This is a genomic window from Hydrogenophaga sp. YM1, from assembly GCF_016903055.1.
Lineage (GTDB): Bacteria > Pseudomonadota > Gammaproteobacteria > Burkholderiales > Burkholderiaceae_C > Hydrogenophaga > Hydrogenophaga borbori.
Genome location: NZ_CP070223.1, coordinates 1,229,655 through 1,255,597, shown reverse-complemented (window position 1 = coordinate 1,255,597; position 25,943 = coordinate 1,229,655). Strand labels below are relative to the sequence as shown.

27 protein-coding genes and 1 tRNA gene are annotated in these 25,943 nt (G+C 69.8%); 9 read left to right on the top strand and 19 right to left on the bottom strand.

Going from position 1 to position 25,943, the window contains the following annotated elements:
* Positions 1-42 precede the first annotated feature (42 nt).
* From JNX00_RS06125 to JNX00_RS06100, 6 genes are all read left to right on the top strand, one after another.
* Positions 43-957, top strand: a complete 915-nt coding sequence (locus tag JNX00_RS06125) for an alpha/beta hydrolase (RefSeq protein ID WP_070398924.1) — start codon at positions 43-45, stop codon at positions 955-957.
* 59 nt (positions 958-1,016) lie between these two features.
* Positions 1,017-1,523, top strand: coding sequence for a hypothetical protein (locus JNX00_RS06120; protein WP_070398925.1), 507 nt, complete (start codon positions 1,017-1,019; stop codon positions 1,521-1,523).
* A 91-nt stretch (positions 1,524-1,614) separates the two neighbouring features.
* Positions 1,615-2,719, top strand: a protein-coding gene (prfB, locus tag JNX00_RS06115; protein WP_116958158.1) for a peptide chain release factor 2 whose coding sequence is annotated in 2 segments (ribosomal slippage) — positions 1,615-1,695 and positions 1,697-2,719 — 1,104 coding nt in all. Because the reading frame shifts where the segments join, the coding sequence is not laid out codon by codon here.
* A gap of 3 nt (positions 2,720-2,722) precedes the next feature.
* Positions 2,723-5,395, top strand: coding sequence for an aminopeptidase N (gene pepN, locus JNX00_RS06110; protein WP_070398927.1), 2,673 nt, complete (start codon positions 2,723-2,725; stop codon positions 5,393-5,395).
* Positions 5,396-5,407: 12 nt separating this feature from the next.
* Positions 5,408-6,415, top strand: coding sequence for a class 1 fructose-bisphosphatase (locus tag JNX00_RS06105; RefSeq protein WP_070398928.1), 1,008 nt, complete (start codon positions 5,408-5,410; stop codon positions 6,413-6,415).
* A gap of 52 nt (positions 6,416-6,467) precedes the next feature.
* A tRNA-Thr gene (locus JNX00_RS06100) sits at positions 6,468-6,543 on the top strand.
* 72 nt (positions 6,544-6,615) lie between these two features.
* On the opposite strand, the gene JNX00_RS06095 is transcribed toward JNX00_RS06100, so the two are convergent.
* On the bottom strand, positions 6,616-7,083 hold the full coding sequence (locus JNX00_RS06095; protein ID WP_070398929.1) for a CBS domain-containing protein: 468 nt from the start codon (positions 7,081-7,083) through the stop codon (positions 6,616-6,618).
* 193 nt (positions 7,084-7,276) lie between these two features.
* Between JNX00_RS06095 and JNX00_RS06090 the strand changes: the two genes are divergently transcribed.
* Positions 7,277-7,891, top strand: a complete 615-nt coding sequence (locus JNX00_RS06090; protein WP_204744391.1) for a nitroreductase family protein — start codon at positions 7,277-7,279, stop codon at positions 7,889-7,891.
* 23 nt (positions 7,892-7,914) lie between these two features.
* Here JNX00_RS06090 and JNX00_RS06085 read toward each other — a convergent pair whose 3' ends face one another.
* The 4 genes from JNX00_RS06085 to JNX00_RS06070 all read right to left on the bottom strand — a co-directional run bounded on the left by JNX00_RS06085 (position 7,915) and on the right by JNX00_RS06070 (position 11,410).
* On the bottom strand, positions 7,915-8,274 hold the full coding sequence (locus JNX00_RS06085) for a hypothetical protein (protein ID WP_139147029.1): 360 nt from the start codon (positions 8,272-8,274) through the stop codon (positions 7,915-7,917).
* Positions 8,275-8,364: 90 nt separating this feature from the next.
* Positions 8,365-9,756, bottom strand: coding sequence for an FAD-binding oxidoreductase (locus JNX00_RS06080; RefSeq protein ID WP_239478265.1), 1,392 nt, complete (start codon positions 9,754-9,756; stop codon positions 8,365-8,367).
* A complete protein-coding gene (locus JNX00_RS06075) occupies positions 9,716-10,951 on the bottom strand; it encodes a cyclopropane-fatty-acyl-phospholipid synthase family protein (RefSeq protein WP_204744390.1) in 1,236 nt (411 codons plus the stop codon). Before JNX00_RS06075 ends, JNX00_RS06080 begins: the two co-directional genes overlap by 41 nt.
* A 9-nt stretch (positions 10,952-10,960) precedes the next feature.
* The gene (locus JNX00_RS06070; protein ID WP_070398933.1) at positions 10,961-11,410 is read right to left on the bottom strand and encodes a host attachment protein; all 450 of its coding nucleotides are present in this window, start codon (positions 11,408-11,410) and stop codon (positions 10,961-10,963) included.
* Between the two features lie 142 nt (positions 11,411-11,552).
* Between JNX00_RS06070 and JNX00_RS06065 the strand changes: the two genes are divergently transcribed.
* Complete coding sequence (locus JNX00_RS06065) at positions 11,553-12,002, top strand: universal stress protein (RefSeq protein WP_070398934.1); 450 nt, start codon at positions 11,553-11,555, stop codon at positions 12,000-12,002.
* 21 nt (positions 12,003-12,023) lie between these two features.
* On the opposite strand, the gene JNX00_RS06060 is transcribed toward JNX00_RS06065, so the two are convergent.
* The 6 genes from JNX00_RS06060 to JNX00_RS06035 all read right to left on the bottom strand — a co-directional run bounded on the left by JNX00_RS06060 (position 12,024) and on the right by JNX00_RS06035 (position 17,246).
* Complete coding sequence (locus JNX00_RS06060; RefSeq protein WP_070398935.1) at positions 12,024-12,854, bottom strand: universal stress protein; 831 nt, start codon at positions 12,852-12,854, stop codon at positions 12,024-12,026.
* Positions 12,855-12,938: 84 nt separating this feature from the next.
* Positions 12,939-13,601, bottom strand: a complete 663-nt coding sequence (locus JNX00_RS06055) for a tetratricopeptide repeat protein (RefSeq protein WP_070398936.1) — start codon at positions 13,599-13,601, stop codon at positions 12,939-12,941.
* Positions 13,598-14,407, bottom strand: a complete 810-nt coding sequence (locus tag JNX00_RS06050) for an SDR family oxidoreductase (protein WP_070398937.1) — start codon at positions 14,405-14,407, stop codon at positions 13,598-13,600. The genes JNX00_RS06055 and JNX00_RS06050 overlap by 4 nt, the downstream gene beginning before the upstream one ends.
* 14 nt (positions 14,408-14,421) lie before the next feature.
* Positions 14,422-15,096, bottom strand: coding sequence for an iron-containing redox enzyme family protein (locus JNX00_RS06045; protein ID WP_070398938.1), 675 nt, complete (start codon positions 15,094-15,096; stop codon positions 14,422-14,424).
* Complete coding sequence (locus JNX00_RS06040) at positions 15,093-16,574, bottom strand: AMP-binding protein (protein WP_204744389.1); 1,482 nt, start codon at positions 16,572-16,574, stop codon at positions 15,093-15,095. The genes JNX00_RS06045 and JNX00_RS06040 overlap by 4 nt, the downstream gene beginning before the upstream one ends.
* 3 nt (positions 16,575-16,577) lie before the next feature.
* Positions 16,578-17,246 carry a thermostable hemolysin gene (locus JNX00_RS06035; protein ID WP_175442829.1) on the bottom strand — a complete coding sequence of 223 codons (669 nt, stop codon included), beginning with the start codon at positions 17,244-17,246 and terminating at the stop codon, positions 16,578-16,580.
* Between the two features lie 254 nt (positions 17,247-17,500).
* Here JNX00_RS06035 and JNX00_RS06030 point away from each other — a divergent pair, with 254 nt between their 5' ends.
* Entirely contained in the window at positions 17,501-18,517 is a 1,017-nt protein-coding gene (locus JNX00_RS06030) for a porin (protein WP_070398941.1), read from the top strand.
* A gap of 120 nt (positions 18,518-18,637) precedes the next feature.
* Here JNX00_RS06030 and soxB read toward each other — a convergent pair whose 3' ends face one another.
* The 8 genes from soxB to soxC form a co-directional block, all read right to left on the bottom strand.
* Complete coding sequence (gene soxB / locus JNX00_RS06025; RefSeq protein WP_204744388.1) at positions 18,638-20,362, bottom strand: thiosulfohydrolase SoxB; 1,725 nt, start codon at positions 20,360-20,362, stop codon at positions 18,638-18,640.
* An 82-nt stretch (positions 20,363-20,444) separates the two neighbouring features.
* Complete coding sequence (gene soxX / locus JNX00_RS06020) at positions 20,445-21,092, bottom strand: sulfur oxidation c-type cytochrome SoxX (protein WP_070398943.1); 648 nt, start codon at positions 21,090-21,092, stop codon at positions 20,445-20,447.
* 14 nt (positions 21,093-21,106) lie between these two features.
* Entirely contained in the window at positions 21,107-21,913 is an 807-nt protein-coding gene (soxA, locus tag JNX00_RS06015; protein ID WP_070398944.1) for a sulfur oxidation c-type cytochrome SoxA, read from the bottom strand.
* Positions 21,914-21,996: 83 nt separating this feature from the next.
* On the bottom strand, positions 21,997-22,308 hold the full coding sequence (soxZ, locus tag JNX00_RS06010) for a thiosulfate oxidation carrier complex protein SoxZ (protein ID WP_083293140.1): 312 nt from the start codon (positions 22,306-22,308) through the stop codon (positions 21,997-21,999).
* Between the two features lie 45 nt (positions 22,309-22,353).
* Positions 22,354-22,809: a thiosulfate oxidation carrier protein SoxY gene (soxY, locus tag JNX00_RS06005; RefSeq protein ID WP_070398946.1), complete on the bottom strand. Its 456-nt coding sequence runs from the start codon at positions 22,807-22,809 to the stop codon at positions 22,354-22,356.
* 43 nt (positions 22,810-22,852) lie between these two features.
* Positions 22,853-23,185 carry a c-type cytochrome gene (locus tag JNX00_RS06000; protein ID WP_070399214.1) on the bottom strand — a complete coding sequence of 111 codons (333 nt, stop codon included), beginning with the start codon at positions 23,183-23,185 and terminating at the stop codon, positions 22,853-22,855.
* Between the two features lie 65 nt (positions 23,186-23,250).
* Entirely contained in the window at positions 23,251-24,402 is a 1,152-nt protein-coding gene (locus tag JNX00_RS05995; protein WP_204744387.1) for a c-type cytochrome, read from the bottom strand.
* Positions 24,403-24,409: 7 nt separating this feature from the next.
* Complete coding sequence (soxC, locus tag JNX00_RS05990) at positions 24,410-25,756, bottom strand: sulfite dehydrogenase (RefSeq protein WP_070398948.1); 1,347 nt, start codon at positions 25,754-25,756, stop codon at positions 24,410-24,412.
* Between the last annotated feature and the right edge of the window lie 187 nt (positions 25,757-25,943).

Sequence of the window (25,943 nt, the reverse complement as noted above, 5' to 3'; positions counted from 1 at the left end):
GTCTCCAAGCCCCGCGACCGGGGGCTCTCTATGATCGGGCGAATGTACCAAGCACGACGCCCCTCACGCAGCGAGTTTCTCCCCATCCGCGGCTGGCGCTACCACCTGCGCCACTGGGGCACGCCCGATGCCGCCCGCCCGCCGTTGGTGCTGGTGCACGGCTGGATGGACGTGGCCGCGTCGTGGCAGTTCGTGGTGGACGCGATGCGCGAGGACCGCCACATCATCGCCCCCGACTGGCGCGGCTACGGCGACACCACATGGAACGGCGCCGCCCCCGACAGCTACTGGTTCCCCGACTACCTGGGCGACCTCGACGCCCTGCTCGACGCCCTGGCCGGCGACCAGCCCGTGGACCTGGTGGGCCACAGCATGGGCGGCCATGTGGCCACGTTGTACGCGGGCGCGCGGCCGCAGCGCATCCGCCGCCTGGTCAACCTGGAAGGCTTCGGCATGCCGGCCTCGCCGCCCGAGCAGGCGCCCAAGCGCTACGCCCAGTGGCTGGACGAGATCCGCGCCCTGCGCCGGGGCGACATGGACCTGAGCGACTACGCCGACGCCGAGGGCGTGGCGCGCCGCCTGATGAAAACCAACCCGCGCCTGCCGCAGGACAAGGCCGACTGGCTGGCGCGCCAGTGGGCGCGGCCGAATGCCGAGGGCCGTTGGGCCATCCTGGGCGACCCGGCGCACAAGGTCACCAACGCCGTGCTGTTCCGGCCCGAGGAAGCCATCGAGGTTTACCGCCGCATCGGCGCACCCACGCTGTGCGTGGTGGCCAGTGACGACAGCCTGGGCCTGTGGTGGAAGGGCCGCTACACGCTGGACGAATTCCGCGAGCGCATCGCGCACGTGCCGAACCTGCGCCACGCCCTGATCGAAGACGCGGGACACATGATGCACCACGACCGGCCCGAGGCCCTGGCGGCGCTGATCGAGGACTTTCTGCGCGGCGGCTGAGTCACGTTTTCTTGCATCCCGCGAGCTTCTCGAAACAGGCGGGAAGGCATACTTGGCCGATGCGACCGCTCCATTGTTTTGCCGCCACGGCCGCCCTGCTCTGCGCCCCCGCCTTCGCCTTCAACGCCTGCCCCGGCTGGGACGACCCTTTGCCCGAGGGCCAGTCACGCTACGAGCTCTTCGCCTCGCCGTACACCCACCACTGGTCCCACGACCCGGAACACCGCCCGGTGTTCGCCCTGGCGCTGAACCGCCAACTGCCCGACGACCGCTTCTGCGGCCTGTCCCTGTTCCGCAACTCCTTCGGCCAACCCTCGGGCTATCTATACGCGGGCAAGCGCTGGGACGACCTCATCGACGGCTGGCCCCAGGTCTACGCGCAGGTGAGCGCCGGCGTCATCTACGGCTACGTGGGCCAGTACAAGAACAAGGTGCCCGCCAACGTCGGTGGCTTCTCGCCCGCCATCGTCCCGGCCATCGGCTACCGCCTCAGCGACAAGGCTGGCCTGGAAGTGCAGATCCTGGGCACCGCGGCCCTGATGTTCGGCTTCACCTGGCGCTATTGACGCGCCCGCGGGGCCACGGGCGGCGACCATCGCCAGGACCGCCCCTGCATGAGAAAATCAAGGTTTTTGCCGAACACACGCAGGAACCGCCATGGACGCCGAACAGATCAACGCCATCCGCACGCAACTCGATGACCTGACCACCCGCGTGGTCGAGTTGCGGAGGTATCTTTGACTACGATGCCAAGGCATCGAAGCTGAAAGAAGTCGAATCCGCGCTGGAAGACCCCACCGTCTGGGACAACCCCAAGCGCGCCCAGGACCTGGGCAAGGAAAAGAAGGCCCTGGAAGACGTGGTGCTGGTGCTCGACCGGCTGAGCGTCGAGCTCGCCGACAACACCGAGCTGCATGAGATGTCGGCCGCCGATGACGACCACGCCGGCCTGCAGACCATCGCCAACGAGGCCGCCAAGATCCAGGCCGAGGTGGAGAAGCTCGAATTCCGCCGCATGTTCAACAAGCCGGCGGACCCACTGAACTGCTTCCTCGACATCCAGGCCGGCGCCGGCGGCACCGAGGCCTGCGACTGGGCCAGCATGCTGCTGCGCCAGTACCTGCGCTACGCCGAACGCAAGGGCTTCAGCACCACGGTAGAAGACGAGACCCCGGGCGACACCGCCGGCATCAAGAGCGCCACCATCAAGATCGAGGGCGAATACGCCTTCGGACTGCTGCGCACCGAAACCGGCGTGCACCGCCTGGTGCGCAAGAGCCCCTTCGACAGCTCGGGCGGGCGCCACACCTCGTTCGCCTCGGTGTTCGTCTACCCCGAGATCGACGATTCGATCCAGATCGACATCAACCCCGCCGACGTGCGCGTGGACACCTACCGCGCCAGCGGCGCGGGCGGCCAGCACATCAACAAGACCGACTCGGCCGTGCGCCTGACGCACATGCCCACGGGCATCGTGGTGCAGTGCCAGGACAGCCGCAGCCAGCACAGCAACCGCGACCTGGCCTGGCAGCGGCTGCGCTCGCGCCTGTACGACCACGAGATGCGCAAGCGCATGGAAGAGCAGCAGAAGCTGGAGGACACCAAGACCGACGTCGGCTGGGGCCACCAGATCCGCAGCTACGTGCTGGACAACAGCCGCATCAAGGACCTGCGCACCAACGTCGAGATCTCCGCCACCCAGAAGGTGCTGGACGGCGACCTCGATCCTTTCATCGAAGCCTCGCTCAAACAAGGGGTGTGACCCATGAGTTCCCTGCGTGAAGGCCCCACCACGGTGGTGCGCCGCGAAGACTACGCCCCGCCCGCCTACTGGATCGACACGGTCGAACTCACCTTCGACCTCGACCCGGCCAAGACCCGCGTGCTGAACCGCATGGCGCTGCGCCGCAATCCGGCCGTGCCCGCGCAGCCGCTGCGCCTGGATGGCGAGGAGCTCAACCTCGCGCGCGTGCTGGTCAACGGCGCCGGCTGCTCCTTCAAGATGGACGGCGGCCAGCTGGTGCTGGACAACCTGCCCGAGGGCGACGCGCCCTTCACGCTGGAGATCTTCACCACCTGCGCGCCCGAGAAGAACAGCCAGCTCATGGGCCTGTACGTGAGCCAGGGCACCTTCTTCACGCAGTGCGAGGCCGAGGGCTTCCGCCGCATCACCTACTTCCTCGACCGGCCCGACGTGATGGCCAGCTACACCGTCACGCTGCGCGCCGACAAGCAGCGCTACCCGGTGCTGCTGTCCAACGGCAACCTGGTCGAGTCGGGTGAACTGGCCGATGGCCGCCACTTCGCCAAGTGGGTCGACCCGCACCGCAAGCCCTGCTACCTGTTCGCCCTGGTGGCGGGCCAGCTCGTGGCGCGCGAGCAGCGCATCGTCTCGCGCGGCGGCCAGGAGCACCTGCTGCAGGTCTACGTGCGCCCCGGCGACATGGACAAGACCGAACACGCCATGCACTCGCTCATGGCCAGCGTGGCCTGGGACGAGGCCCGCTTCGGCCTGCCGCTGGACCTCGAGCGCTTCATGATCGTGGCCACCAGCGACTTCAACATGGGGGCGATGGAGAACAAGGGCCTCAACATCTTCAACACCAAGTACGTGCTGGCCAACAGCGCCACCGCCACCGACACCGACTTCGCCAACATCGAATCGGTGGTGGGCCACGAGTACTTCCACAACTGGACCGGCAACCGCGTCACCTGCCGTGACTGGTTCCAGCTCTCGCTCAAGGAAGGCCTCACGGTCTTTCGCGACCAGGAGTTCAGCATGGACCTGTGCGCCGAAGCCTCGGCGCGCGCGGTCAAGCGCATCGAGGACGTGCGCGTGCTGCGCACCGCCCAGTTCCCCGAGGATGCGGGCCCCATGGCCCACCCGGTGCGCCCCGACAGCTACGTCGAGATCAACAACTTCTACACCGTCACGGTCTACGAAAAGGGCGCCGAGGTCGTGCGCATGATGCAGACCCTGGTCGGCCGCGAGGGCTTCGCGCGCGGCATGAAGCTCTACTTCGAGCGCCACGACGGCCAGGCCGTCACCTGCGACCACTTCGCCCAGGCCATCGCCGACGCCAACCCCGACAGTGCGCTGGCGCGCCTGCTGGAGCCCTTCAAGCGCTGGTACAGCCAGGCCGGCACGCCGCGCGTGCGCGCCGAGGGCCACTACGACGCCGCCGCCCGCCGCTACACGCTGTCGCTCACGCAGCGCTGCGCGCCCACGCCGGGCCAGGCCCTCAAGCAGCCCTTCGTGATCCCGGTGGCGCTGGGCCTGCTGGACGCCGAGGGCCGCGAACTGCCGCTGACGCCCGAGCAGCGCCTCTTCGTGCTCACCGAGGTCAGCCAGTCGCTGGTGTTCGAGGGCGTGGACAGCGAACCCGTGCCCTCGCTGCTGCGCGGCTTCTCGGCGCCCGTGGTGCTGGAATGCGACTACAGCGACGCGCAGCTGCTGACCCTGCTCGCCAACGACAGCGACCCCTTCAACCGCTGGGAAGCCGGCCAGCGCCTGGCGCTGCGCCGCGCGCTGGCGGCCATCGCCGCCCCCGGCGCGGTGGACGCCCCGCTGGACGCCGCCTTCATCGAGGCCATGCGCGCGGTGCTGCGCCACGAGCGCCTGGACGCGGCCTTCAAGGAACTGGCCCTCACCCTGCCCAGCGAGACCTACATCGCCGAACAGCTCGAGGTGGTGGACCCGCAGCGCGTGCACGCGGTGCGCGAGGCCATGCGCGAACAGCTCGCCCAGGCCCTGCAGGCCGACTGGGCCTGGGCCTACGAAGCGCACAAAGAGAACGGCGCCTACCGGCCCGACCCGCTGAGCGCGGGCCGCCGCGCCCTGGCCGGGCTGGCGCTCGCCATGCTGTGCCTGCAGGCGCGCCGCTCGGGCGACGCCGTCTGGCCCGGCAAGGCCTACCAGCGATTCAAGGACGCCGGCAACATGACCGACCGCTTCAACGCGCTGTCGGCCCTGGTGGTGGCCGACCACCCGCTGGCGCGCGAGGCGCTCACCCGCTTCCACGCCATGTTCCGCGACGAGGCCCTGGTGCTGGACAAATGGTTCGCCCTGCAGGCCGGCGCGCCCGACCGCGGCGGCAACGTGCTGCCGGCGGTGAAGCAGCTCATGGCGCACCGCGACTTCAACCTGCGCAACCCCAACCGCGCGCGCAGCGTGATCTTCAGCTACTGCAACGCCAACCCAGGCGCCTTCCACCGCGCCGACGCGGCCGGCTACGTGTTCTGGAGCGAGCGCGTCATCGAGATCGACCGCTTCAACCCGCAGGTGGCCGCGCGCCTGGCGCGCGCGCTGGACCGCTGGAAGAAGCTGGCCGAGCCCTACCGCGGCGCCGCGCGCGAGGCCATCGCCCGCGTGGCCGCGCAGACCGAGCTGAGCAACGACGTGCGCGAGGTCGTGACCCGCGCCCTGTCCGACGACTGAGAACACCCGACCATGAGCCAACGCATCTCCCTCACCCGTTACCTCGTCGAAAAGCAGCGCGTCGACGGCCACATCCCCTCGCAGCTGCGCCTGCTCATCGAGATCGTGGCGCGCGCCTGCAAGGGCATCAGCCACGCGGTGAACAAGGGCGCGCTGGGCGGCGTGCTGGGCACGGCCGGCAGCGAGAACGTGCAGGGCGAGGTCCAGAAGAAGCTGGACATCATCGCCAACGAGGTCCTGATCGAGGCCAACGAATGGGGCGGCCACCTCGCGGCCATGGCCAGCGAGGAAATGGACAGCATCTACGTGGTGCCCAACCGCTACCCGCAAGGCGAGTACCTGCTGCTCTTCGATCCGCTCGACGGCTCCTCGAACATCGACGTCAACGTCAGCATCGGCACCATCTTCAGCGTGCTCAAGATGCCCGAGGGCGACCGCGGCGTCGACGAGGGCGACTTCCTGCAGCCCGGCCACAAGCAGGTGGCGGCCGGCTACTGCGTCTACGGTCCGCAGACCACGCTGGTGCTGACGGTGGGCGACGGCGTGGCCATGTTCACGCTGGACCGCGAGCAGGGCTCCTTCGTGCTCACGCAGGAGGACGTGCGCATTCCCGCCGACACCAAGGAATTCGCCATCAACATGAGCAACATGCGCCACTGGGACGCCCCGGTGAAGCGCTACGTGGACGAGTGCCTGCAGGGCAAGGAAGGACCGCGCGGCAAAGACTTCAACATGCGCTGGATCGCCAGCATGGTGGCCGATGTGCACCGCATCCTCACGCGCGGCGGCATCTTCATGTACCCCTGGGACAAGCGCGAGCCCGACAAGCCCGGCAAGCTGCGCCTGATGTACGAGGCCAACCCCATGAGCTGGCTGGTGGAACAGGCCGGCGGCGCCGCCACCAACGGGCGCGAGCGCATCCTGGATATCCAGCCCGGCAAGCTGCACGAGCGCGTCAGCGTGATCCTGGGCAGCAAGAACGAGGTGGAGCGCGTCACCCAATACCACCGCGAGGCCTGAGCCGCCGGCCACGGACCAGGCCCTCGCCCGCTTGGCTATAATGTCGGGCTTCGCCGGTGTAGCTCAGTTGGTAGAGCAGCTCATTCGTAATGAGAAGGTCGGGGGTTCGACTCCTCTCTCCGGCACCACCTTCCCAGCCCCCGCGGTCCATCCGGCCCGCGGGGGTTTTTCATTGGGCCGGCGCCCTCGGCGCCGCAGGCTCAATGGCTGGCGCGCGCCTCGCCGCCGGGCTCGCCCTCGCGCGCCAGACCCGACTTGAGGGTGCCGGCCAGCGCCGCCAGTTCGTCGGCCAGCACGCCCAACACGTCGTCCATCGACAGCACCCCCACCACCGCCTGGCCGTCGTCGCCGATCACCAGCAAGCGCCGCACGCCGTGCCGGCGCATGGCTTCCACGGCCTCGTGCACCGAGGCCTGGGCCGACACGCCATGCAGGTTGGACGAGCACACGCCGGCCACCACCTGGCCGTCGACGGGTCGCTCGCCTGCCAGCACCTGCAGCACCAGGTCGCGGTCGGTGACGACGCCGACGATGCGCCCGGGCTCGAACGGGTCGGTCAGGCCGAGCGCGCCCACGCGCTCGGCCTGCATGGCGCGGGCCGCCTCGCGCACCGAGGCATTGGCGGGAATGGTGACCGGCGCGCGCCGGCAGAGGTGGGCGATCTTCATGGTGGCTCCAAGGGGTCGGGGACCCATGGCGACCACTGTGGCCCAGGCAGCAGACGCCCATGTTGACGGCCATCAAGCTGCCCACCCGGTGCCCCGCGCGACGTTCCGGCCCGCGGACATGACCTGCGTCAAGCACAGGCGCCGCGCCCGGCGTCATGGTGTGTCCATCCCTGTCCCCGATGGAGCAAAGACCATGTCCACCGTCCAGCTCAATCTTGAAACCGACGATGTCGTCCTGCCGCCCGCGCGCACGGAAGGCGGCGCCACGCTGGCCAGCGCACTGCGGCTGCGCCGCAGCACGCGCGAGTTCCTGCCCGACGCCTTGAGCCTGCAGGAGGTGTCCGACCTGTTATGGGCCGCGTTCGGCGTGAACCGCCCGCCCCAGCATGGGCGCACCGCGCCCTCGGCCCACGATTGGCAGGAAGTCACTGTGTTCGCCGTGCTGCCGGAAGGGGCCTTCCGCTACGACCCTCAGGCCCATCGGCTGAGCCTGGTCAAGGCCGAGGACCTGCGCGGCTTCACCGGCCTGCAGGCCTTCGCCGCCTCGGCCCCGCTGGACCTGGTCTACGTGGCCGACTTCGCGGCCATGCACGACGCGCGTGCGGACGAACGCCCTTTTCTTGCCGGCGCCGACGCGGGCTGCATCGCGCAGAACGTGTACCTGCACTGCGCGGCCCATGGCCTGGGCACGGTGGTGCGCGCCCTGATCGACCGGCGCCGGCTGGCCCAGGCGCTGGGCCTCCAGCCCACCGAGCGCATCGCGCTGGCGCAATCGGTGGGCCGCTGCGCGACGCCCGTGGACACTTGAGCGCGACGCCGCCAGCGCGCGGCTCAGCGCGCGGGACAGGCGGCGCGCGGGGGCGTGCGCAGGGGCGCGCCGCGGTCGGCCGCGCGGCGTTCCATGAGGCGGTGGTGCTCCTCCATCACGTGACGGCATTCCTCAGGCGTTTTGGTGGCCCGCATCTGCGCCCGGTGCTGCGCGCGCTCTTCCTTGCTCATCATCGACCAGCCCGGGGTGTAGCGCGGCCCGACGCGAGCACCGCTGGGCGGGGCGTTCGGCGTGGCCGCATTGGGTGCGCCGGGCGGGTAGTTGTCCTCGCCGGGCCGGGGTGCGCTCTGAGCAAAGGCCGCCGCAGCGGCGCAGGCCAGCACGGCCGACAGGGTGATCGTTCGAAGGGTGGAGGTCCGCATGGCAATGGTCCTTGAAGTGGGGAGATGCCCAGCGTAGGAGCGCGCCGGTCGCCGCGGCTTGATGGCCATCAAGTTGCGCGTGCGACGCGCTCAGGCGCCCCGCACGCATTTGTCGAACAGGTGCGGCGCCCGGCCTTGCGGGTCGTAGCGCGCCTTCAGGCGCTCGTAGCTGTCCATGCCGTACGTGCGGTCGAAGACCTCGCGCGTGAAGAAGGCGTCGGAGTACAGGGACTTGATGCCCCCCAGGCGCAGCACCGCGTCTTCGACGCGGCGATTGACGTGGTCGGGCGATTGCCCCGCGCGCACCGGCACCACGTCCCAGAAGCCGAAGTTGACGCACAGCCCGGCCGGCAGGGGGTACAGCGGAAAGCGCGGCGGCGCGCTGCCGCGCACCGGGCAGACCCACACCGGCCAGATGCCGACCTCGCTGCGCAGGAACTCCGAGAAGGCCACCGCCCCGGCCAGGGGAATGTCCACGTCCTGCACCACGCTCTCGTGCCGCTGGCCGAGCAGGCGGTCCAGGCGCTGCGTGGCACGCCAGCGCGCGTTCCAGCGCATCCAGCGCGTGTAGGTGCGCGAATTCAGGTACCGCCGCCCCAGCAGATGGCGCAGCCAGCGGTGCTGCAGGCCGAAGCGGCGCGAGCACCAGAACCAGTCGGTGTCCCAGCGCCACAGGTAGCCGGCGGTGGTCAGCGTGTCCTCCTCGCGCCGCCGCAGCGACTCGTGGTAAATGTCGAGCCAGGTGTAGTCGCTGGCGCGCGCGGCCTCGGGCACGAAGCGCGCCAGGCTGAGCACCTGCTCGCGCGGACCGAACAGCACGCCATCGACGAAGTCGGGGCCGACACCCGCCGGCAGGGGCGCGCAGGCCGCGGCCAGGGCGTCGAAGAACGCCCGCGGGTCGTCGAAGCGCTGGTGGTGCACGTGCACGAAGGGCTGTGTGGGCAGGGTGCGAAGCCGAGCGCTCAGCGCATAGCCCAGGGTGCCGTAGGCGTTCGGAAAGCCGTGGAAGAGATCGGCGTGCTCGTTGTCGGCCGTGCAGTGCACCACCTCGCCACCGGGCAGCAGCACCTCCAGCGCGCTCATGGTCTCGTGCACCAGGCCGTGACGGAACGAGGTGGCCTCGATGCCCACGCCCGCGAGCGCTCCGCCCACGGTGATGGTCTTGAGCTGCGGCACCACCGCGGGCATGGCCCCGCGCGGCAGGGTCCAGGCCACCAGGTCCTCATAGCTGAGCATGCCCTCGGCGTCCACCCAGCCCGCCTGTGTGTCGGCGCCCAGCACCTGGTTCAGGCCACTCAGGTCCAGCCGCTGGCGCGCCGCGCGCTGGCGATGGCGGAACAGGTTGGAGGTGCGCTTGTCCAGGGCCAGGGGCTTGCGCGATGGGTCCTGGCGCAGCCGCTCGGCGACCGCGCGGACGCGGGCCGCGTGCGCGCGCTGCGCTTCACGCGCCGCGCGCGCCTGGGGCATCGACGGCGTAGACATGGTCCCGCGTCATGGGGTAGGCGGTGCGGCCCGCGTTGCCTTTGCTGAACAGCACCTGGAACAGGTGGGTGCAACCGACGGGTGAACGGAACAGTTCGGCGCAGCCCACGAGGTAGACAGTCCAGATGCGGCGGAAGCGTTCGTCGAACCGCGCGGGGTCCAGCGCCTGGATTTCGGGCCAGCGCTGCGCGAAGCGCCGCGCCCACTCATCGAGCGTGAGCGCGTAGTGGCGGCGCAGGTTCTCCACGTCGAGCACCTCGAGCCCGCAGCGCTCCATCTCCTGCATCACCTCGCTGAGCGCGGGAATCCAGCCGCCGGGGAAGACGTGCTTGCGGATGAAGGGCTCGGTGTCGCGCGGTCCCACGTGGCCGATGAAGTGCAGCATGCCGATGCCTCCCGGGCGCAGGCAGTCGGCGTGGGCCTGGATCACCTCGGCCAGCTGGTCGCGGCCGGCGTGTTCCAGCACGCCGATGGACACCAGCTTGTCGAAGCACTCGCCCACGTCGCGGAAATCGGCCTCGCGCACCGACAGCGTAGGCGCCAGGCCCTGGCGCTCCAGCGCTTCGCGCAGCCACTGCACCTGGCCGGTGGCGGTGTTGATGCCGGTGCCGATCGCCCCCGTGGTCTCCCAGGCGCGCAGCAGAAAGCCGCCAAAGCCGCAGCCCAGGTCCACGTAGCGCTCGCCACGCGCCAGGCGCAGCTTGCGGCAGACGTGGTCGATCTTGTCGCGCTGCGCCTGCTCCAGCGAGGTGCAACCCTCGCGCCAGTAGGCGCAGGTGTACATCTTGAGCGGCTCGTCGAGCCAGAGCCGATAGAAGGCCTCGCCCAGGTCGTAGTGCGCGCAGGCGTTGCGTTTGGCCTGGGCGCGGTCGCGGTTGCTCTGTCCCCGCTCGAGCAGGCGGTTCTCCACGCTGTTCACCACCGAGGCCTGTAGGTCGAAGCCGGCGCTCAGGCCCGCGGCCAGGGCCCGGTTCAGGGGCCCGACCAGATCGACCTGGCCATCGAAGTAGGCCTCGAGCAGGCCCATGTGGCCACGCAGCAGCGTGGCCGCGAGCGCGCCCTCGCTGCGAAAGTGCAGGCCGAAGGCGGGGGCGCCCTCACCCGCCTTCAGGCGGCCGCCGCCGGGCAGCACCACCTCGAAGGCAACACCGGCACGCCGCGCGAGCTCTTCCAGGAAGGCGGCGACGGGGGCCATGCGCGCGCCTCAGGCGGACGCCAGCTCATCGCGCACGCGCTGGTCCAGTTCGAGCGCGCTCACCTGGCTCAGGTCCACGGGCAGGCTGGCCTTGAGCAGGCGGCGCGCGCCATCGCCCAGCGCGTCGCGAAGCTCGCCGAGAAAGGGCTTGCCCGCGAACACCACCAGCGCGCGATAGGCCTGGGACCGCGCGCCGGCCTCCAGGTGCTCGGCGAGTTCGCGCGCGAAGCGCTGATGCTCCTTGCGGTGCGCGTCCAGGCGGGGCTCCAGGGCCACGCCGCCTTGACCGCGGCGGTCGGCGCGCTCATGGCCCGCGCGGTCGTCACCGAGTTCGCTGGCCTTGAGCCGGCCTTCGGGATGCGAGAAGGTGGCGATCAGCACCAGGGGCAAACCGGGTTCGCGCTGCAGCAGGCGCGCGTGCGTGGCACTGGCCACCAGAATCCATTCGATGCGGGGCATGGCGCGGTCCTTTCGGGGAAAAGTGGTACTGCCGGTGACGATAGGCCCGCCGCCCGCGGGCGTTGTTGATCCATCGCAAAGCGGTTCCGCGCGCGCCCAGGCACAGTGGGGCCATCGTTCAACGTTCCATGCGGAGACCTCCATGAACCCGTTCAAGCGAATCCTCGTGCCCGTGGATGGCAGCGAGACCTCCAAGAGGGCGCTCGAGGCCGCCATCCAGCTGGCCCGCGCCATGGACGGGCAGATCCGCGTGATGCACGCCATCGATCAGATGATGTACGTGAGCGGCTACGAGGCCACGGTGGATTTGCTCGGCACCGCGCGCACCTGGGCCCGCGAGGCCTTGGACGAGGCGATGGCGACCGTCAAGGCCGCCGGGGTGGCCTGCGATTCGCTGCTCATTGATGAACTCGGCCCGCGGCTGGGCGAATCGGTGGCGCAGGCGGCGCGCGACTGGCGGGCCGACCTGATCGTGCTGGGCACGCACGGCCGACGCGGCGTCAACCGCCTGCTGCTGGGCAGCGGCGCCGAGCAGATCATCCGGCTCGCGCCGTCGCCGGTGATGGTCATCCGGCCCACGGACCTGGCCTGAGGCCGCGCCCGGGGCGCCGCCTCAGTGCGACATCAGCACCGGCAGCGTCATGGACCCAAGTACGGTGCGGCTGACCCCGCCCAGGACCCATTCGCGCACGCGCGCGTGGCCGTAGCAGCCCATCACCAGCAGGTCGGCCGACAGGTCGCAGACGCGCGACAACAGCACCTCGCCCAGGTCCGCGGGTTCCTGGTCTTCCCGGTGCCATTGCACCGAGACGCCGTGCAGCCTCAGCCAGCCGCGCAGGTCCAGCCGGGGGCCTTGCACCAGCGGCCCCGGTTCGGCGCCCCAGCCCAGCACGTGCACCCGCTCGGCGCGCTGCAGCAGTGGCAGCGCGGCGATCACCGCGCGCATCGCCTCGCGGCCGGGCTTCCAGGCAATGGCGATGCACCGCGGCAAGGCCTCGAACTGGCCGGTGTAAGGCACCACCAGCGCGGGCCGCCCGCTGGCGGCCAGCACCCCTTCGACGAAGTCGGGCGGCACGTCGGGCGCGTGCTGCCTGCCCGGGTCGTGCTGGCCCAGTACCAACAGGTCGGCGAACAGCGCCTGCTCGGCGAAGCCCTCGATCAGCGGAAACACCGTCAGCTCGCTCCAGGTGGCGGTGCCATCGGGGCGGCGCATGTCGCGCTCGAAGGCCGCGCGCGCCTGCGCGCAGCGCTGCAGCTCGCGCTGCAGCAGGCTGGCCGCGTTCTCGCCAAGTTCGGGGTATGGCATCGCCAGCGGCACCAGGCTCGCGGCGTAGAGCGCGTCCAGCACGGCGCCGTGCGCGTGGGCCAGCTGGCGGGCGATGCGCAGGCGCTCCAGGCTGCGTTCGTCCGCGTCCATGTGGACGAGGATCTGTTTGAGGGGCATGGCAACTCCTTGAAGCCGCCCGCAGCTTGCGGCGCGCCCGCGCGCGCCGGCTTGATGCCCGTCAAGAAGCGCGGCGGTGCCGCGTCACAGGCGGCTTTCGATGTCCTTCAGCCGCTGGCGGATTTCGCTGCGGCGGCCTTCGTCGGCGGCCGTGCGGCCCGCTCGGTCGGGCGCCGCGAGGGCTTTCTCCAGCGCGGCCTTGGCCTGCGGGTAGCGCTTCTTGCGCAGCAGGAAGTCGCCATAGAAGAAGTTGGGGTCGATGCCGTCGGGGTTGATCGCCAGCGCCTGCTTGAGCAGGGCCTCGGCCTTGGCGTCGTCGCCAAAGCCCAGCGGCCAGCCCGGCACCTGGTAGTACAGGCTGCCCAGGCTGGTGTAGGCCGAGCCGTCGAGCGCCTTGGGATCGAGCTTGAGCGCCTCTTCCAGTTCGGCCTTGGCCTTCTTCACCAGATCGAGCGCGCCCAAACCGCCCTTGGCGCCCGCGTAGGTGCTGAGCACGATGCCGTGCCAGATGCGCAGTTCGGCCGCCGCGGGCTCGGCGGTCACGGCCTGCGCGGCCTGCTGCGCGAGATCGGCGAAGGCGGCTTCGCGCTGCTTGTCGGGCAGCTTGTAGTTCACCTCGGCCCAGCGGGCCTGGATGCCCTCGAGCTGCTGGCGGGCGGCGTCGCCCAGGGCCAGGGCCGGCAGGCTCAGGCCCGCGCCCAAGGCAGCGGCGAGGGTGATGGCGAGAAGGTGGTGTCGGGTTTTCATGGCGAGGCGGTTCCTTGGGTGGGTTGGCGCGCGAAGCGCTGGATGACGGGCAGCTGCTTGCGCAGCGCACGGTCCACCAGGCGCGGCAGCAAGCCGTTGAGGCGGACGAAAAACTTCTCGGGGCTGCCCAGGTAGATTTCCTTGCGCTCGTCGCGCAGCGCGTCGGCGATGCGGCGTGCCACGGTCTCGGGCGGGTCCATGGCCACCTGCAGCTGCCTGTTCATCTGCACCATGGCGTCGGCGTTCATCGCCGTGCGGGTGGAGCGCGGGGCGGCGTACAGCACGCGCACCGGGCCGTCGGCCAGTTCGCGGCGCAGCGCCTCGGCGAAGCCGCGCAGCGCGAACTTGGTGGCGCTGTAGACCGCCTGGCCCGGGTAACCGATGGAGCCGAAGATGGAACCGAGGAACGCCACCGTGGCGCGCGGGCGCTCGCGCAGCAGCGGCAGCATCGCGTGCGTGAGCTGCAGGGTGGCCGTGAGGTTGAGCGCGACCATCTGCTCGATGGCCGCGTCGTCCATGCCGTCGAAGAGGCCGAAGTGGTTGACGCCGGCGGCGTTGATGAGGCCGTCGACGTGGCCGATGTCGCGCGCGGCGTCCACCACGGCCTGGCGGCCGGCGGGCGTGCGCAGGTCGGCCACCACCACGCGCACGCGCTGCGGGTGGCTCTCGGCCAGGGCGTGCAGGGTGTCGGCCTGCCGGCCCGCGACGAGCACCCGCGCGCCGCGCCGGCACAGCTCCTCGACCAGCGCCTGCCCGATGCCGCCGCTGGCGCCGGTGACGACCCAGCGGCTCGATGCCAGATTCATGGGGGGCCTTCCTTTCAGGCGGCGAGCGCGGCCGGCTGCTCGTGCGGGCGCAGCGCGCGGAACAGGTCGCCATAGAGGCGGTAGACGACGCGGGCCGTGTGCAGCACGGCCTGGCGGTCGCCCTCGTCGTCGAGGCGGTTGACCAGGCCGGCGAACAGCTGGATGTGGTCGAGGTCCAGCGCGCCGTGCGAGCTGAGGTAGCTGAAGGCCTTGCCCGGCAGGCCCAGCGTTTCCTGGATGCGCCCGGCCGCGCGCGAGGCGAGCTGGATGCTGGTGCCTTCGAGCACGTTGACCATGCCGAAGAAGCTCACCGGGTTGTGGCGGGCGATGCGGTCGTACACGTAGCCGACCATGAGCTCGGTGGGCAGCGAGGGCTCGCCGCGGCGCACCGCGTCGGGGTCGCCGCCGCAGGCCGCGATGTCGTTGAGGATCCACTCCTGGTGGCCGTACTCCTCCTCGATGTACTCGGCCACGGCCTGGCGCAGCCATTCCAGGCGATCGGGCAGGCGCGCGCCACAGGCCATGAGCAGCGGCACCGTGTGCTTGACGTGGTGGTAGGCCTGGGTCAGGAAGGCGATGTAGTCGGCCGTCGACACACGGCCTTCCATGGCCTGGCCGATGATGGGCGCGCCCAGCAGGTAGGCCCGTTCGCTGGCGGTCTGCGCCTGCAATTGGTCGAAGAAGTTCATGCGATGTCCTTGGGTCGGGAGGTGGGATCGATCGCGGCCAGGGCCGCGTGGTAGTGCGCACGCAGCGCGTCGCGCCGCAGGCGGCCATTGCTGGTGGCCAGGCCGTTGTCCGCGCTGAAGGGTTGCGCGGCGCGCCGCCAGTGGTGCGCGCGCGCGTAGTCGGGCAGGGTCTGGTTGACGGCGGCCACGGCGGCGGCCAGTTCGCCGTCGCTCACGCCGGCGTGGCGGGGCACCAGCACGGCCAGGTTCTCGGGCAGGGCCTCGCCGTACAGCCAGGCCTGCGCGATCGGCGCCTGCTGGACCAGCTCCGACTCCACCCATTCGGGGTTGACGTTGCGGCCGTAGGCGGTGATGAACTGGTGCTTTTTGCGCCCGCTCAGCAGCAGATGGCCTGCTTCGTCGAAGCGACCGAGGTCGCCGGTGGCCAGCCATTCGCCGGTCTCGGGCGCTTCACCCAGGTAGCCCAGGGCGCGCGCGCCCTGCACGAGCACCTCGCCGTCGTCGGCCAGCCGCACGCGCGCGTGCGGCAGCGGTCGGCCCACGGTGCCGATGCGGTTGTCGTTCGGCGCGTTCAGGCACACCACCGAGGCGCACTCGGACAGGCCGTAGCCTTCGAACACCGGCAGGCGCGCGGCCACGGCGCGGCGCAGCAGCGAAGGCGCCACGTGCGCGCCGCCCACGGCGATGAACCGCAGGCTGGGCGGCGGCGTCCAGCCGTGCTCGACCGCGCCCACCAGGGCCTGCAGCAACTGCGGCAGCAGGATCAGGCTGTGCGGCTGGCTCTCGCCCAGGCGCCCGAGCAGGCGCGGCAGGTCAAGCCCGCTCGCGCCCAGCAGGCCGATCTCGGCCATGGGCCGCAGCTCGGTGCTGGCGCCGCCCAGCAGCGGCGCGTACACGCCGGCCACGTTCTCCAGCAGCGTGGCCAAGGGCAGCACGGCCAGGTGCTGGCGCGCGCCGCTGGCCCCCACCACGTCCCAGAGGCTGGCCGCCACGGCGAGCATGGCCGGCGCGTCGAGGCACACGCCCTTGGGCAGGCCCGTGGTGCCCGAGGTGTAGGTGATCTTCACCGTGCCGGGGAACACCGGCGGCGCGTCGGCCACCGGGCGCTGGCTCAGGCCCGGCGCCACGGGGCGAAAGCCCGCCTCCTGAGACCAGGGGGCCAGCGGACCGATGAGCGTGTCCACCCCCGAGCTGTCGACCACGTGGCGCTGCTGCGCGGGCGAGAAGAAGGCCGGCACGGGCACGCAGACCAGGCCCTCGCTCAGCAGGGCGAGGTCCCAGAGCACCCAGTCGATGCCGTTGTCCAGGCACAGGGCCACGCGGCGCGCGCCGAAGCCGGCGAGCTGGGCGCGGCGCCGCTGCACCTGCCGGACCAGCTCGGCGTAGTCCAGGCGCTGCGTGCCATCGCTGAGCGCCGGTCGATCGCCGTGCGCGAGCAGCGTCTGCCAGAAATGTTCGGTGGAAAGCTTGGACGGCATGGCTCACTCCCCGTCCAGCCACCAGCCCGGCGTGCCGGGGTGGCGCGACAGCTGGCGCTGCGCGGGCGGGATCTCGCCGAACACCACCTGGGGCTGCTGGGTGTAATAGCGGCCCCACTGCGGCAAGGCATCGCCCATGCGCGCGGGGTCGGCGGGGGCCAGCACGCGCGGCGCCAGGCCTAGGCGGCGAAAACTGTTCAGCAGGCCGCGCGTGCCGGTGAAGGCGACCCACCGGTAGCCCTGCGTGGCCAGCCAATCGGTCAACGCGACGATGAGCAGGCGGGCGCTGCCCGGGCCCTCGGCCGCGAGGTTGCCCACCTCCACCACCTCGTGTCGCGCCACGGGCTCGCCCGTCTCGGCCGCGATCGCGGCCTCGATCGGCACATCGATGTAGCGCTCCAGGAACAGCGCGCCACCGGCGGCGGGCCGGCAGCCCGCCGCGCCCACGATCGCGTTGTCGGCGTCCATGAGGCCCAGCAGGCCGGGCATGAAGTGCGTAAGCCGCGCCTGGTGTTCCCGCTCGAAGCGGCGCCGGATCAGGTCCAGGCCGCCTTCGCGGGCCGCGCCCACCAGGGGCCGCAGCGACAAGGGCCCGCGTGGCGCGGCGTCCGGCGCGCGGGGCGAGCGGCCTGCGCCAAGGCGCGGGTGAGAGGGAGGGGTTCGGGAGTTCATGCGCCGCATGCTCGGGCGCCCCTCTTAGCCCAACATTAATCCGTGATAACCCTCAGACGCCCGTGCGCACAACTTCATGCCAACGGCGCGAAAGCCCTTCCAACACCTAAGGATGCTCGTTGTAAATAGGGCAAACCATTACAAATGTAATCGGACGGTTATCTTCGCCACGTGGAATAGGCCCGTCGTCCCGCACGGTGCGGGAGGCACGGGTCCTCTCAGGGCCCGAGACCCCCCAACGGAGAAACCATTCCATGAAAAAGAGCCTGATTGCTCTGGCCGCCCTGGCCACCATCAGCGGCGCCGCCATGGCGCAGTCCAGCGTCAGCGTCTACGGCCGCCTCGACGCCTCCCTCGGCTCCGAGAAGGCCGGCGCGTCGGGCGCCGCCCAAAGCCAGTCGCAGCTGTCCAGCGGCCTGCTGAGCACCAGCCGCCTGGGCTTTCGCGGCACCGAAGACCTCGGTGGCGGCCTCAAGGCCATCTTCCAGCTCGAGACCACGCTGGGCGTGGACACCGGCGCCGCCTTCGGCGCCGGTTTCGATCGCCAGTCCATCGTCGGCCTGACGGGTGGCTTCGGCGCGGTCAAGCTCGGCCGCACCGAGACCGCCTTCGACGACATCCGCGACATCAGCGTCGGCAGCGCGCTGTGGGATTCGGAGTTCTCGCCGACCAAGATCGCCTACGTCAACAGCGTGGGTGGCGTCGCCGTGGGCCACGTGGCCGACTACTCCTCGCGCAGCAGCAACCAGATCCGCTATGAGTCGCCGAACTTCGGCGGCTTCACCGGCGGCATCAGCTACGGCCTGGACGAGCAGGCCTCGCCGGTCAAGCGCGACGTGACCGCCTTCAACCTGCGCTACCGCAGCGGCCCCCTGGACGTGGGCCTGGGCTACCAGGAGCAGAACCACGAGGTGTCGGCCACCAAGCGTGAGTACACCACCCTGGCCGGCGCCTACGACTTCGGCGCCGTGCGCGTCTCCGCCGGCTACAACATGGCCGAGCAGGGCACCCTGGAGTCCAACGGCTTCGTGGTCGGCGCCAACATGCCGATGGGTCCCTGGGACTTCTCGGTGGGCTACGCCTACAACAAGTCCGAGAACGCCGGTGTCGACACCGCCAAGTCCAAGGGCCTGGCTTTCGGCGTGACCTACTCGCTGTCCAAGCGCACCCGCGTGTACGCCGCCTACCTCAATGGCGACGCCGAGAACGGCGCCGGCACCGAGGTCGCCGAGCGCCGCCTGTACGCCGCTGGCATCCGTCACGACTTCTGATCGTGACAGCGGGGCCTCGCGGCCCCGCCCCGGGGCCTTCGGGCCCCTTCCTTTCCAAGGTTTGGTTTTGACAGCCATCGCCCCCGCGGGCGGTGGCTTTTTTCATGGGCCCGGCCTCAGTCAGGCCGCCATGCCCGGGTTGCCCTTCATGCCCACCAGCGTCGGGGTGTTGATCTTCACGCCCTTGACCACCTTCCTGGCGCGCAGGTGGCCGGCCACGACGTCCCACACCGGCTCGCCCTTGACGCCCTCCTGCACCGAGGCCCAGCCGGCCACCTTGTAGGTCTTGTCGGCCTCCACGGGCTTGCCCTTGAGCCGCATGTTCTGGATGCGCTGGCCCATGCGCTCGTTCGGCGCGATGGCGTACTGCATGCCGCCCACGCGCACCATGTCGCCGCCCTGCTGGTAGTAGGGGTCGGGGTTGAAGATGTTGTCGGCCACGTCTTCCAGGATGTCCTTGATCTGGGCGCCGGTGAATTCGTTGAGCGTGGTCGAGGGGTAGGTGATGGCCGTCTGGTCCATCAGCGCTTCCATGGTGATGGTGTCACCCGGCAGCAGCGAGGTGCCCCAGCGCACGCCCGGCGAGAAGCACAGGTCCGCGCCCTTCACGTCGATCAGCGCGTCGCAGATGACCTGGTCCCAGGAACCGTTGAAGTTGCCGCGGCGGTAGAGCAGGTCCTCGGTGACGGCCAGTTTCTCTTCCAACTTGGCCTTGTAGGGCGCGCGCACGCCGTCGATGAAGGCCTGCATGTCGGCGTCGGCCGGCAACAGGTTGGCGAAGATGGGCATGAGCTTGTACTGGTAGCCCTGAACCTTGCCGCCGCGCACGTCGAAGTCGAGCACGCCGAGGAACTTGGTGTTGGAGCCGGCGTTGGTGACCAGGGTCTGGCCGCCGGGGTTCTTCACCACGGTGGGCGCGGGCATGCCGTCGTGCGTGTGGCCGCCCAGGATGGCGTCGATGCCGCTGACGCGCGAGGCCAGCTTCAGGTCCACGTCCATGCCGTTGTGCGAGAGCAGCACCACCACCTGAGCGCCCTTGCCGCGCACCTCGTCCACCATCTTCTGCAGGTGGTCCTCCTGGATGCCGAAGGTCCAGTCGGGCACCATGTAGCGCGGGTTGGCGATGGGCGTGTACGGAAAAGCCTGGCCGATGACGGCGACCGGCACGCCGTTCATTTCGCGGATGGTGTAGGGCTTGAACACCAGGTCCTCGAAGTCGGTGGTCTTGATGTTATGGGCCAGGAATTCCATGTGGCCCTTCAGGTCCTTCTCGACGATCTCCTGCACGCGCTTGGCGCCGAAGGTGTGCTCCCAGTGCGAGGTCATGATGTCCACGCCGAGCTTCTTGCAGGCGTCGACCATGTCCTGCGCGTTGGTCCACAGCGAGGTGGCCGAGCCCTGCCAGGTGTCGCCGCCGTCCAGCAGCCAGGCGTGCGGGCGGCCCGAGCGCAGCCGCTTGACCAGCGTGGCCAGGTGCGCGAAGCCCCCCACCTTGCCGTAGGTCTTGGCGGCCTGGGCGAAGTCGAGGTAGCTGAAGGCGTGCGCCTGGGCGGTGCCGGGGCGGATCTTGAAATGCTTGAGCAGGGCCTCGCCCACCAGGTGCGGGGCCTTGCCGGTGGCGCCGCCCACGCCCAGGTTCATGCTGGGCTCGCGGAAATACACCGGCGTGAGCTGCGCGTGGCAGTCGGTGAAGTGCAGGAAGCTGACGTTGCCGAAGCTGGGCACGTCGTACAGGCGCTCGCCGGCGCCGGCGCTGGCGGCGAGGGCGTCGCGGTGGTCGAGCGCCATGCCGGCGGCGCTCGCGGCGGCCAGCAGTTGCATGAATTCACGACGGCTCAGGCTCATGGGGCACTCTCTCTAGAAGCAAATACTGATATTCAAACGCACAAAAAAGCCCGGCGGCACAGGGGCCGCCGGGCTGCAGGGATCACTTGTTGACGGGCGAGTTCGGGTCGAGCAGCAGCGCCATCACGTGCTTGAGCTGCGTCTCGTTGAGGATGCCCTTGTGGCCGGCGCGCGGCATCTGCGAGCAGGCGTTGTAGGCCCGCGCGTTGTAGAGCTTGCCCCAGGTGTACTCGACGATGGCCTTGGAACCCGCGGCGTTCGGGTCGCTCACGCCGCGCAGCTTGCCGTAGTTGTAGAGGCTGGGGCCCAGGGTGCCGAAGGAGATCTCTTCCTTGCTGATCTGGTGGCAGTTGTAGCAGTTGCCCCCGTTGGCCTGCTTCGCGTCGTCGGTCCAGGTCAGGCCACGGCCGCTCTGGGCGATCTTCTCGCCCTCTTTCCAGTCGCCCAGGAACTTGCCATCGGAAGGCCATTTGATGGTCTTCATGTTGGCCTCCTCGACCGCCTTGGCGAGCTTCTCGTCCAGGGGCTTGCCCGAGAGATCGGCTTGCAGGCAGGTGGCGTTGGCCTGGTCCTGCTCCAGGCGATCCAGGGTGGCGATGCCCTTGGCCTGGAAGGAGTTCTTCATCATGTCGGCCGTGGCCTTCTCGACGTCGGCCTGCGAGGGCGGCATCGAGCAGGCGGCGAGCAGCGCGGCCAGCGGCAGGATGGCGAGGATGGTCTTCTTGTTCATCGTGGGTCTCCTCTTCAGCGCTTGATCGCGGGCACGGCGGACTCGGCGCCCTTGGCGTTGACGCCCATGTAGACGCTCAGCGCCAGCGTGGCGTCGCTGCCGAACTTGGGCTCGGGCCAGCGCATCTGGCGGAAGCAGTCGTTCAGGCGCAGCTGCATGCCCCACATCTGCGCGTTGGACACGCGGTAGGCCGGCCAGGCGGCGAAGCCGACGCCGTCGCCCGGGTTCTTGGTGAGGTTGGGCAGGTCCTGCAGGCGGATGCGCTTGTCGTCCGCACCGTGGCAGGAAGCGCAGGAGAAGTCGTGCGTGCCGCCGCGCGTGAAGAACAGGCGCTTGCCCGTCTCGTACATCATCTTTTCCTGCGGATGCGACTGAGGCAGGTCCATCTTCATGCCCTTGGACGCGGTGGCCACATAGGTGGCGATCGCCGTCACGTTGGCCATTTCCCCGCGGCGAAACGGCGTCTTGCGAACCTCGTCGCCGTTGAAGCCCTGCAGGGTTTCCATGCAGGTGATGATGCGGCCCTCCAGGTCTTCCACCCGGTTGGTGTCCTTGAAGTAGCGCGGCAGCTCCACGAAGGCGCCCTTGATCACGCCCGGGCCCTTGCCCAGGTCGCACTGCTCCAGCGAGGCCTTCTTCGGCCCGCGCTTTTGCTTCCAGAGCTCCTCGCCCTTCATTTCGAACAGTTCGGCGGGGTTGCCGTCCTGCAGCATCTCGCGGTACTTGGCGATGCCGTCGGCCGTGGACGATTGCGCGTGCGCGGCAGCGGCGCCAAGCACCAACGCCGCAAAGGCGATGGCGCGGGAAACAGGTCGCTTCATGGGGAGATCTCCTCTTCTCAGGCGTTGTCGGAAAACCGGCGGCCACCCGTCCCGCCCTGGACGGATGGCCGCGTAGGGGGTACTCAGGCGATCGCCGCTTCGTCGGTGCGCGAGTCGCCCTTGTTGTCGCTCCACTTCACGACGATCTTGTCGCCCTTGGCACCGCCCTTGAACTTGAAGGACAGGAAGGGGTTCTGGGCCACGGCACCGGTGAACTGCGCCTGCAGCACGGTCTTGCCGTTGTGGGTGCAGTCGACGCTCGTGATGAAGTGGCCGGGGATGAGGTTGCCGGACGCGTCGCGGCGCGTGCCAGGCTCCATGATGTGCGACATGAGCACGCGGACGGTGGTTTCGCCGTCGGCAACGGCGGCGCGGATGCGCATCGGATCAGCCATGGGGGACTCCTGTGTACGTTGAATCTCGGAAGGGGTGCGCGGCGGTCAGCCGCCGCAGCCGCCCAGCGTGACCTTGGTTTCTTTGGTGGCCGAGTAGAGCTTGCCGTCGGCCTTGACCACGGCGATCACGTTGGAGCTCTGGCCCATCTTCAGGCGCGTGGAGATCTCGGGCAGCGTGCCGGCCGGGATGGTGAAGGCCGCAGCCAGGGGCATCGGGTTCTTCTCGACGATGAGGAAGATCTCGGTGGTATTGGGCAGCTTGCTCGCGGCGCCGATGGGCACCACGGCGCCGTTCTCGGCGATGTCCGGGGCCACCACGCTCACCTGGTCGCTGTTGGCCGGCGTGCCGCCGACGGCCTTGAGGGCGTCGGCCAGGGTCTTGCCCTCGAAGCTGGCGCGCTCCAGCGCGGCCTGCGCCTGGCTCTGGGTGACGATGCCCAGAGAGACCAGGGTGGCGAAGGCGCCGGTGGTCTTGAGAGCGTCTCGACGGGTCTGGTTCATGGTTGAACTCCTGTACAAATTCGGGGCGTGAGGGGGTGGGAGTTTACTTATCGGGGGCACCGGCCAGCACCCAGGCGGCCAATAGCCTCAATTCGTCGTCTTTGAGACCGGGCTGGGGCGGCATGGGCACCGGGCCATACAGGCCCGAGCCGCCCGACTTGATGCGCGCGGCCACCTTCTCGGGCGCATCGGCCTGGCCCTTGTGCTTGGCGGCCACATCCTTGAAGGCCGGGCCGACCAGCTTGCGGTCGACCGCGTGGCAGGCCATGCAGGCGCTCTTGGTCGCCAGGGCCTTGGCGGCCGCCGCGTCCATCGCGTGCGCCGGCAGCGCCGACACGGCCGCGACCGCGGTCGCGGCGGCAATCAACATCTTCATGCTCATAGACTAATGTTTCCTCGTGGGAACGGACAGGGGGAAAACGCGTAGGGCGCGGGCCCGGTTCAGCGCGGACCCGCGGCGATCCAGCGCGCGATCGCCTGGGCCTCGGCGTCCTTGAGCTGGGGCTGGGGCGGCATGGGGACGGCGCCGAACACGCCGCTGCCCCCGGCCTTGATCTTGGCGGCCAGGTAGGCCTCCAGATCGGCCTTGCCCTTGTGCCTGGCCAGGATGTCGGTGAAGCCGGGCCCCACGATCTTGTTGCTCACGCCGTGGCAGGCCGTGCAGCCGTTGCTGCTCAGCAGCGCCTTGACGTCCACGCCGCCGGACGCGGCGGGCGCGGCGGCGACCACCACCGGCGCGGGCGGCGGCGCGCTGCCCACGGGAGCGGTCGGCGCCGGCTTGGTGGTGTCGGCGCCGCGCACCGGGCCCACCACGCGGTTCTGCTCCTGGATGTTGCCGTGCGCGTCGCGCGCGAAGTCGGGCAGCGCCGAGCGCACCTTGGCCTCGGTCGGGCAGTCCTTCATGCAGGCCACGTTCTTCACGTCGCCCTTGCCGGAGACCTTCCACAGCGGCTCGTAGAACACCAGTCCGTTGCGGTTGGGCAGGCGCTTCTGCACGTCGGCGATGTTCTCGTCCGACAGCGTGTAGTCGGCCGGCACCACATCGGCCAGGCTCAGCATGTAGGCCAGCACGCCGTAAACCTCGTCGGTCTTGAGCGACTTGGGCGCGTTCCAGGGCATGGCGCGGTTGATGTAGTCCCACAGCGTGGACACCGTGGACGCCTTCATCATCGTGGTGCGCTGCGGGAAGACGCTGCCCAGCTCAAGGTTCTTCACCCGGCCGCGCTCGATGTCGGCCTTGGTGGTGCCGCCGACGAGGGGCGTGAACACCTCGTTCGACTCGCCGAACACGCCGTGGCAGGACGCGCACTTCGCCTCCCACACCTGCTCGCCCAGCGAGACGCTGCCCGCGCCCTTGGGCAGGCCTTTGAAATCGGGCCGCACATCGATGTCCCAGGCCTTGATCTCGGCCGGGGTGGCCTCGCGGCCGAGCCCGTGCCAGGGCTGCGCCTGGGCCTGCGCCTGGGCCAGGGCCGGGACCGTCACAAATGCCAGAAGCGCGAACAACCCAGAAACACCGCGGAACCGGCTTGGCCGGGCCGCAGGTGTGGCCCCCTTGAGGGGGTCGCGCGCCGCGCGGCGGGGGTGGCTCATATTCATATCAATACACCTGTACGTTCGACACTTCGCCGTTCTCCGCCACCCGCCACGACTGGATCGCGTTCTGGTGGTAGATCGAGCGCGAGCCGCGCACCGCCCGCAGCTGGTTGATCTTCGGTTGCACGTAGCCGGTGCTGTCGATGGCCCGGCTTTGCAGCACGGCGGGCTGGCCGTCCCAGACCCAGTCGATGTTGAAGCGCGTGAGCGCCTTGTCCAGCACCGGGCCTTCCAGGCGCGCGGTGCGCCAGTTGCGCCCGCCGTCCACGCTCACGTCCACCCGCTTGATCGAGCCGCGGCCCGACCAGGCCAGGCCGCTGACGTTGTAGTAGCCTTTGTCGAGCAGCATCTGCCCGCCCGAGGGCGTGGTGATCACGCTCTTGCACTCCTGGATGCCGGTGTACTGGCGGTGCGTGCCGTCCGGCATCAGGTCGATGTAGTGGATGGTCTCGTCCTTGGTGGCCCACTTCTGGTCGCCCACCTCCAGGCGGCGCAGGTACTTCACCCAGCTCACGCCCTGGATGCCCGGCACCACCAGCCGCAGCGGGTAGCCGTTCTCGGGGCGCAGCATCTCGCCATTCATGGCCCAGGCGACGATGCAGTCCTCCATGGCGCGCTCCATGTCGATGGTGCGCGTCATCGACGAGCCGTCGGCGCCCTCGGCCAGCACGTATTTGCCGAGCTTCTTGTCCACGCCGCACATCTCCAGCAGGGTGGACAGGCGCACGCCGGTGAATTCCGAGCAGCTCACCATGCCGTGCGTGTACTGCACGGACGGCAGGGCGACGTTGCCCCACTCGGGCGCCGAGTTCGCGCCGCATTCGATGAAGTGGATGCGCGAGACGCTGGGCAGGCGCATCAGGTCGTCCATGGTGAAGACGCGCGAGCGCTTGACCAGGCCGTGCACCATGAGGCGGTGCTGGCTGGGGTCGATGTCCCACCAGCCCTGGTGGTGGCGCTCGAAATGCAGGCCGCTCGGCGTGATGATCCCGAACAGGCCCTGCAGCGGCGTGAAGCTCACCGAGGCCTGCGGCACGCGCGTGAGGCCCGGGCTCTGGCGGCGCTGCAGGTTGGCTTCCCACTTGCTGGGCTGGCCATAGGGGTTGTCCGCCACCGGCCGGCCCAGGCCGCGGGTGTGCTCGGGCATCTTCAGGATGGCGGGGTCGCCCTCGCCTTCGCTCGCGCGCGCGCGAGGGGCATGGCCCACGGCCACGGCGCCCGCGCCCATGGCCAGCGCCTTGCCCATGAAGCTGCGGCGCGCCTTGCGCGCGGCGTCGAGCTGGTTGGCGTCGAGGTGGTTTTCAGGGGCGGGCAGCACCCGTCCGATGGTGTGTTGCAGTGCGTCCGACACGATGCGTCCGTTCAGGGAGAGATCTCAGGGCCGCGACTATATCGTTAATTGCTGATATTTGGATGCGAGTAAACCCTTGATGCAATTCCCGACCGGCTGGTCTTCAATGCCCCTGTGCGACCCGCGCATACCGGTATCTGTTTTTCGAGGGAGGCCCGCTGCTACAGTTTTGGGTGCGCTTCCATCC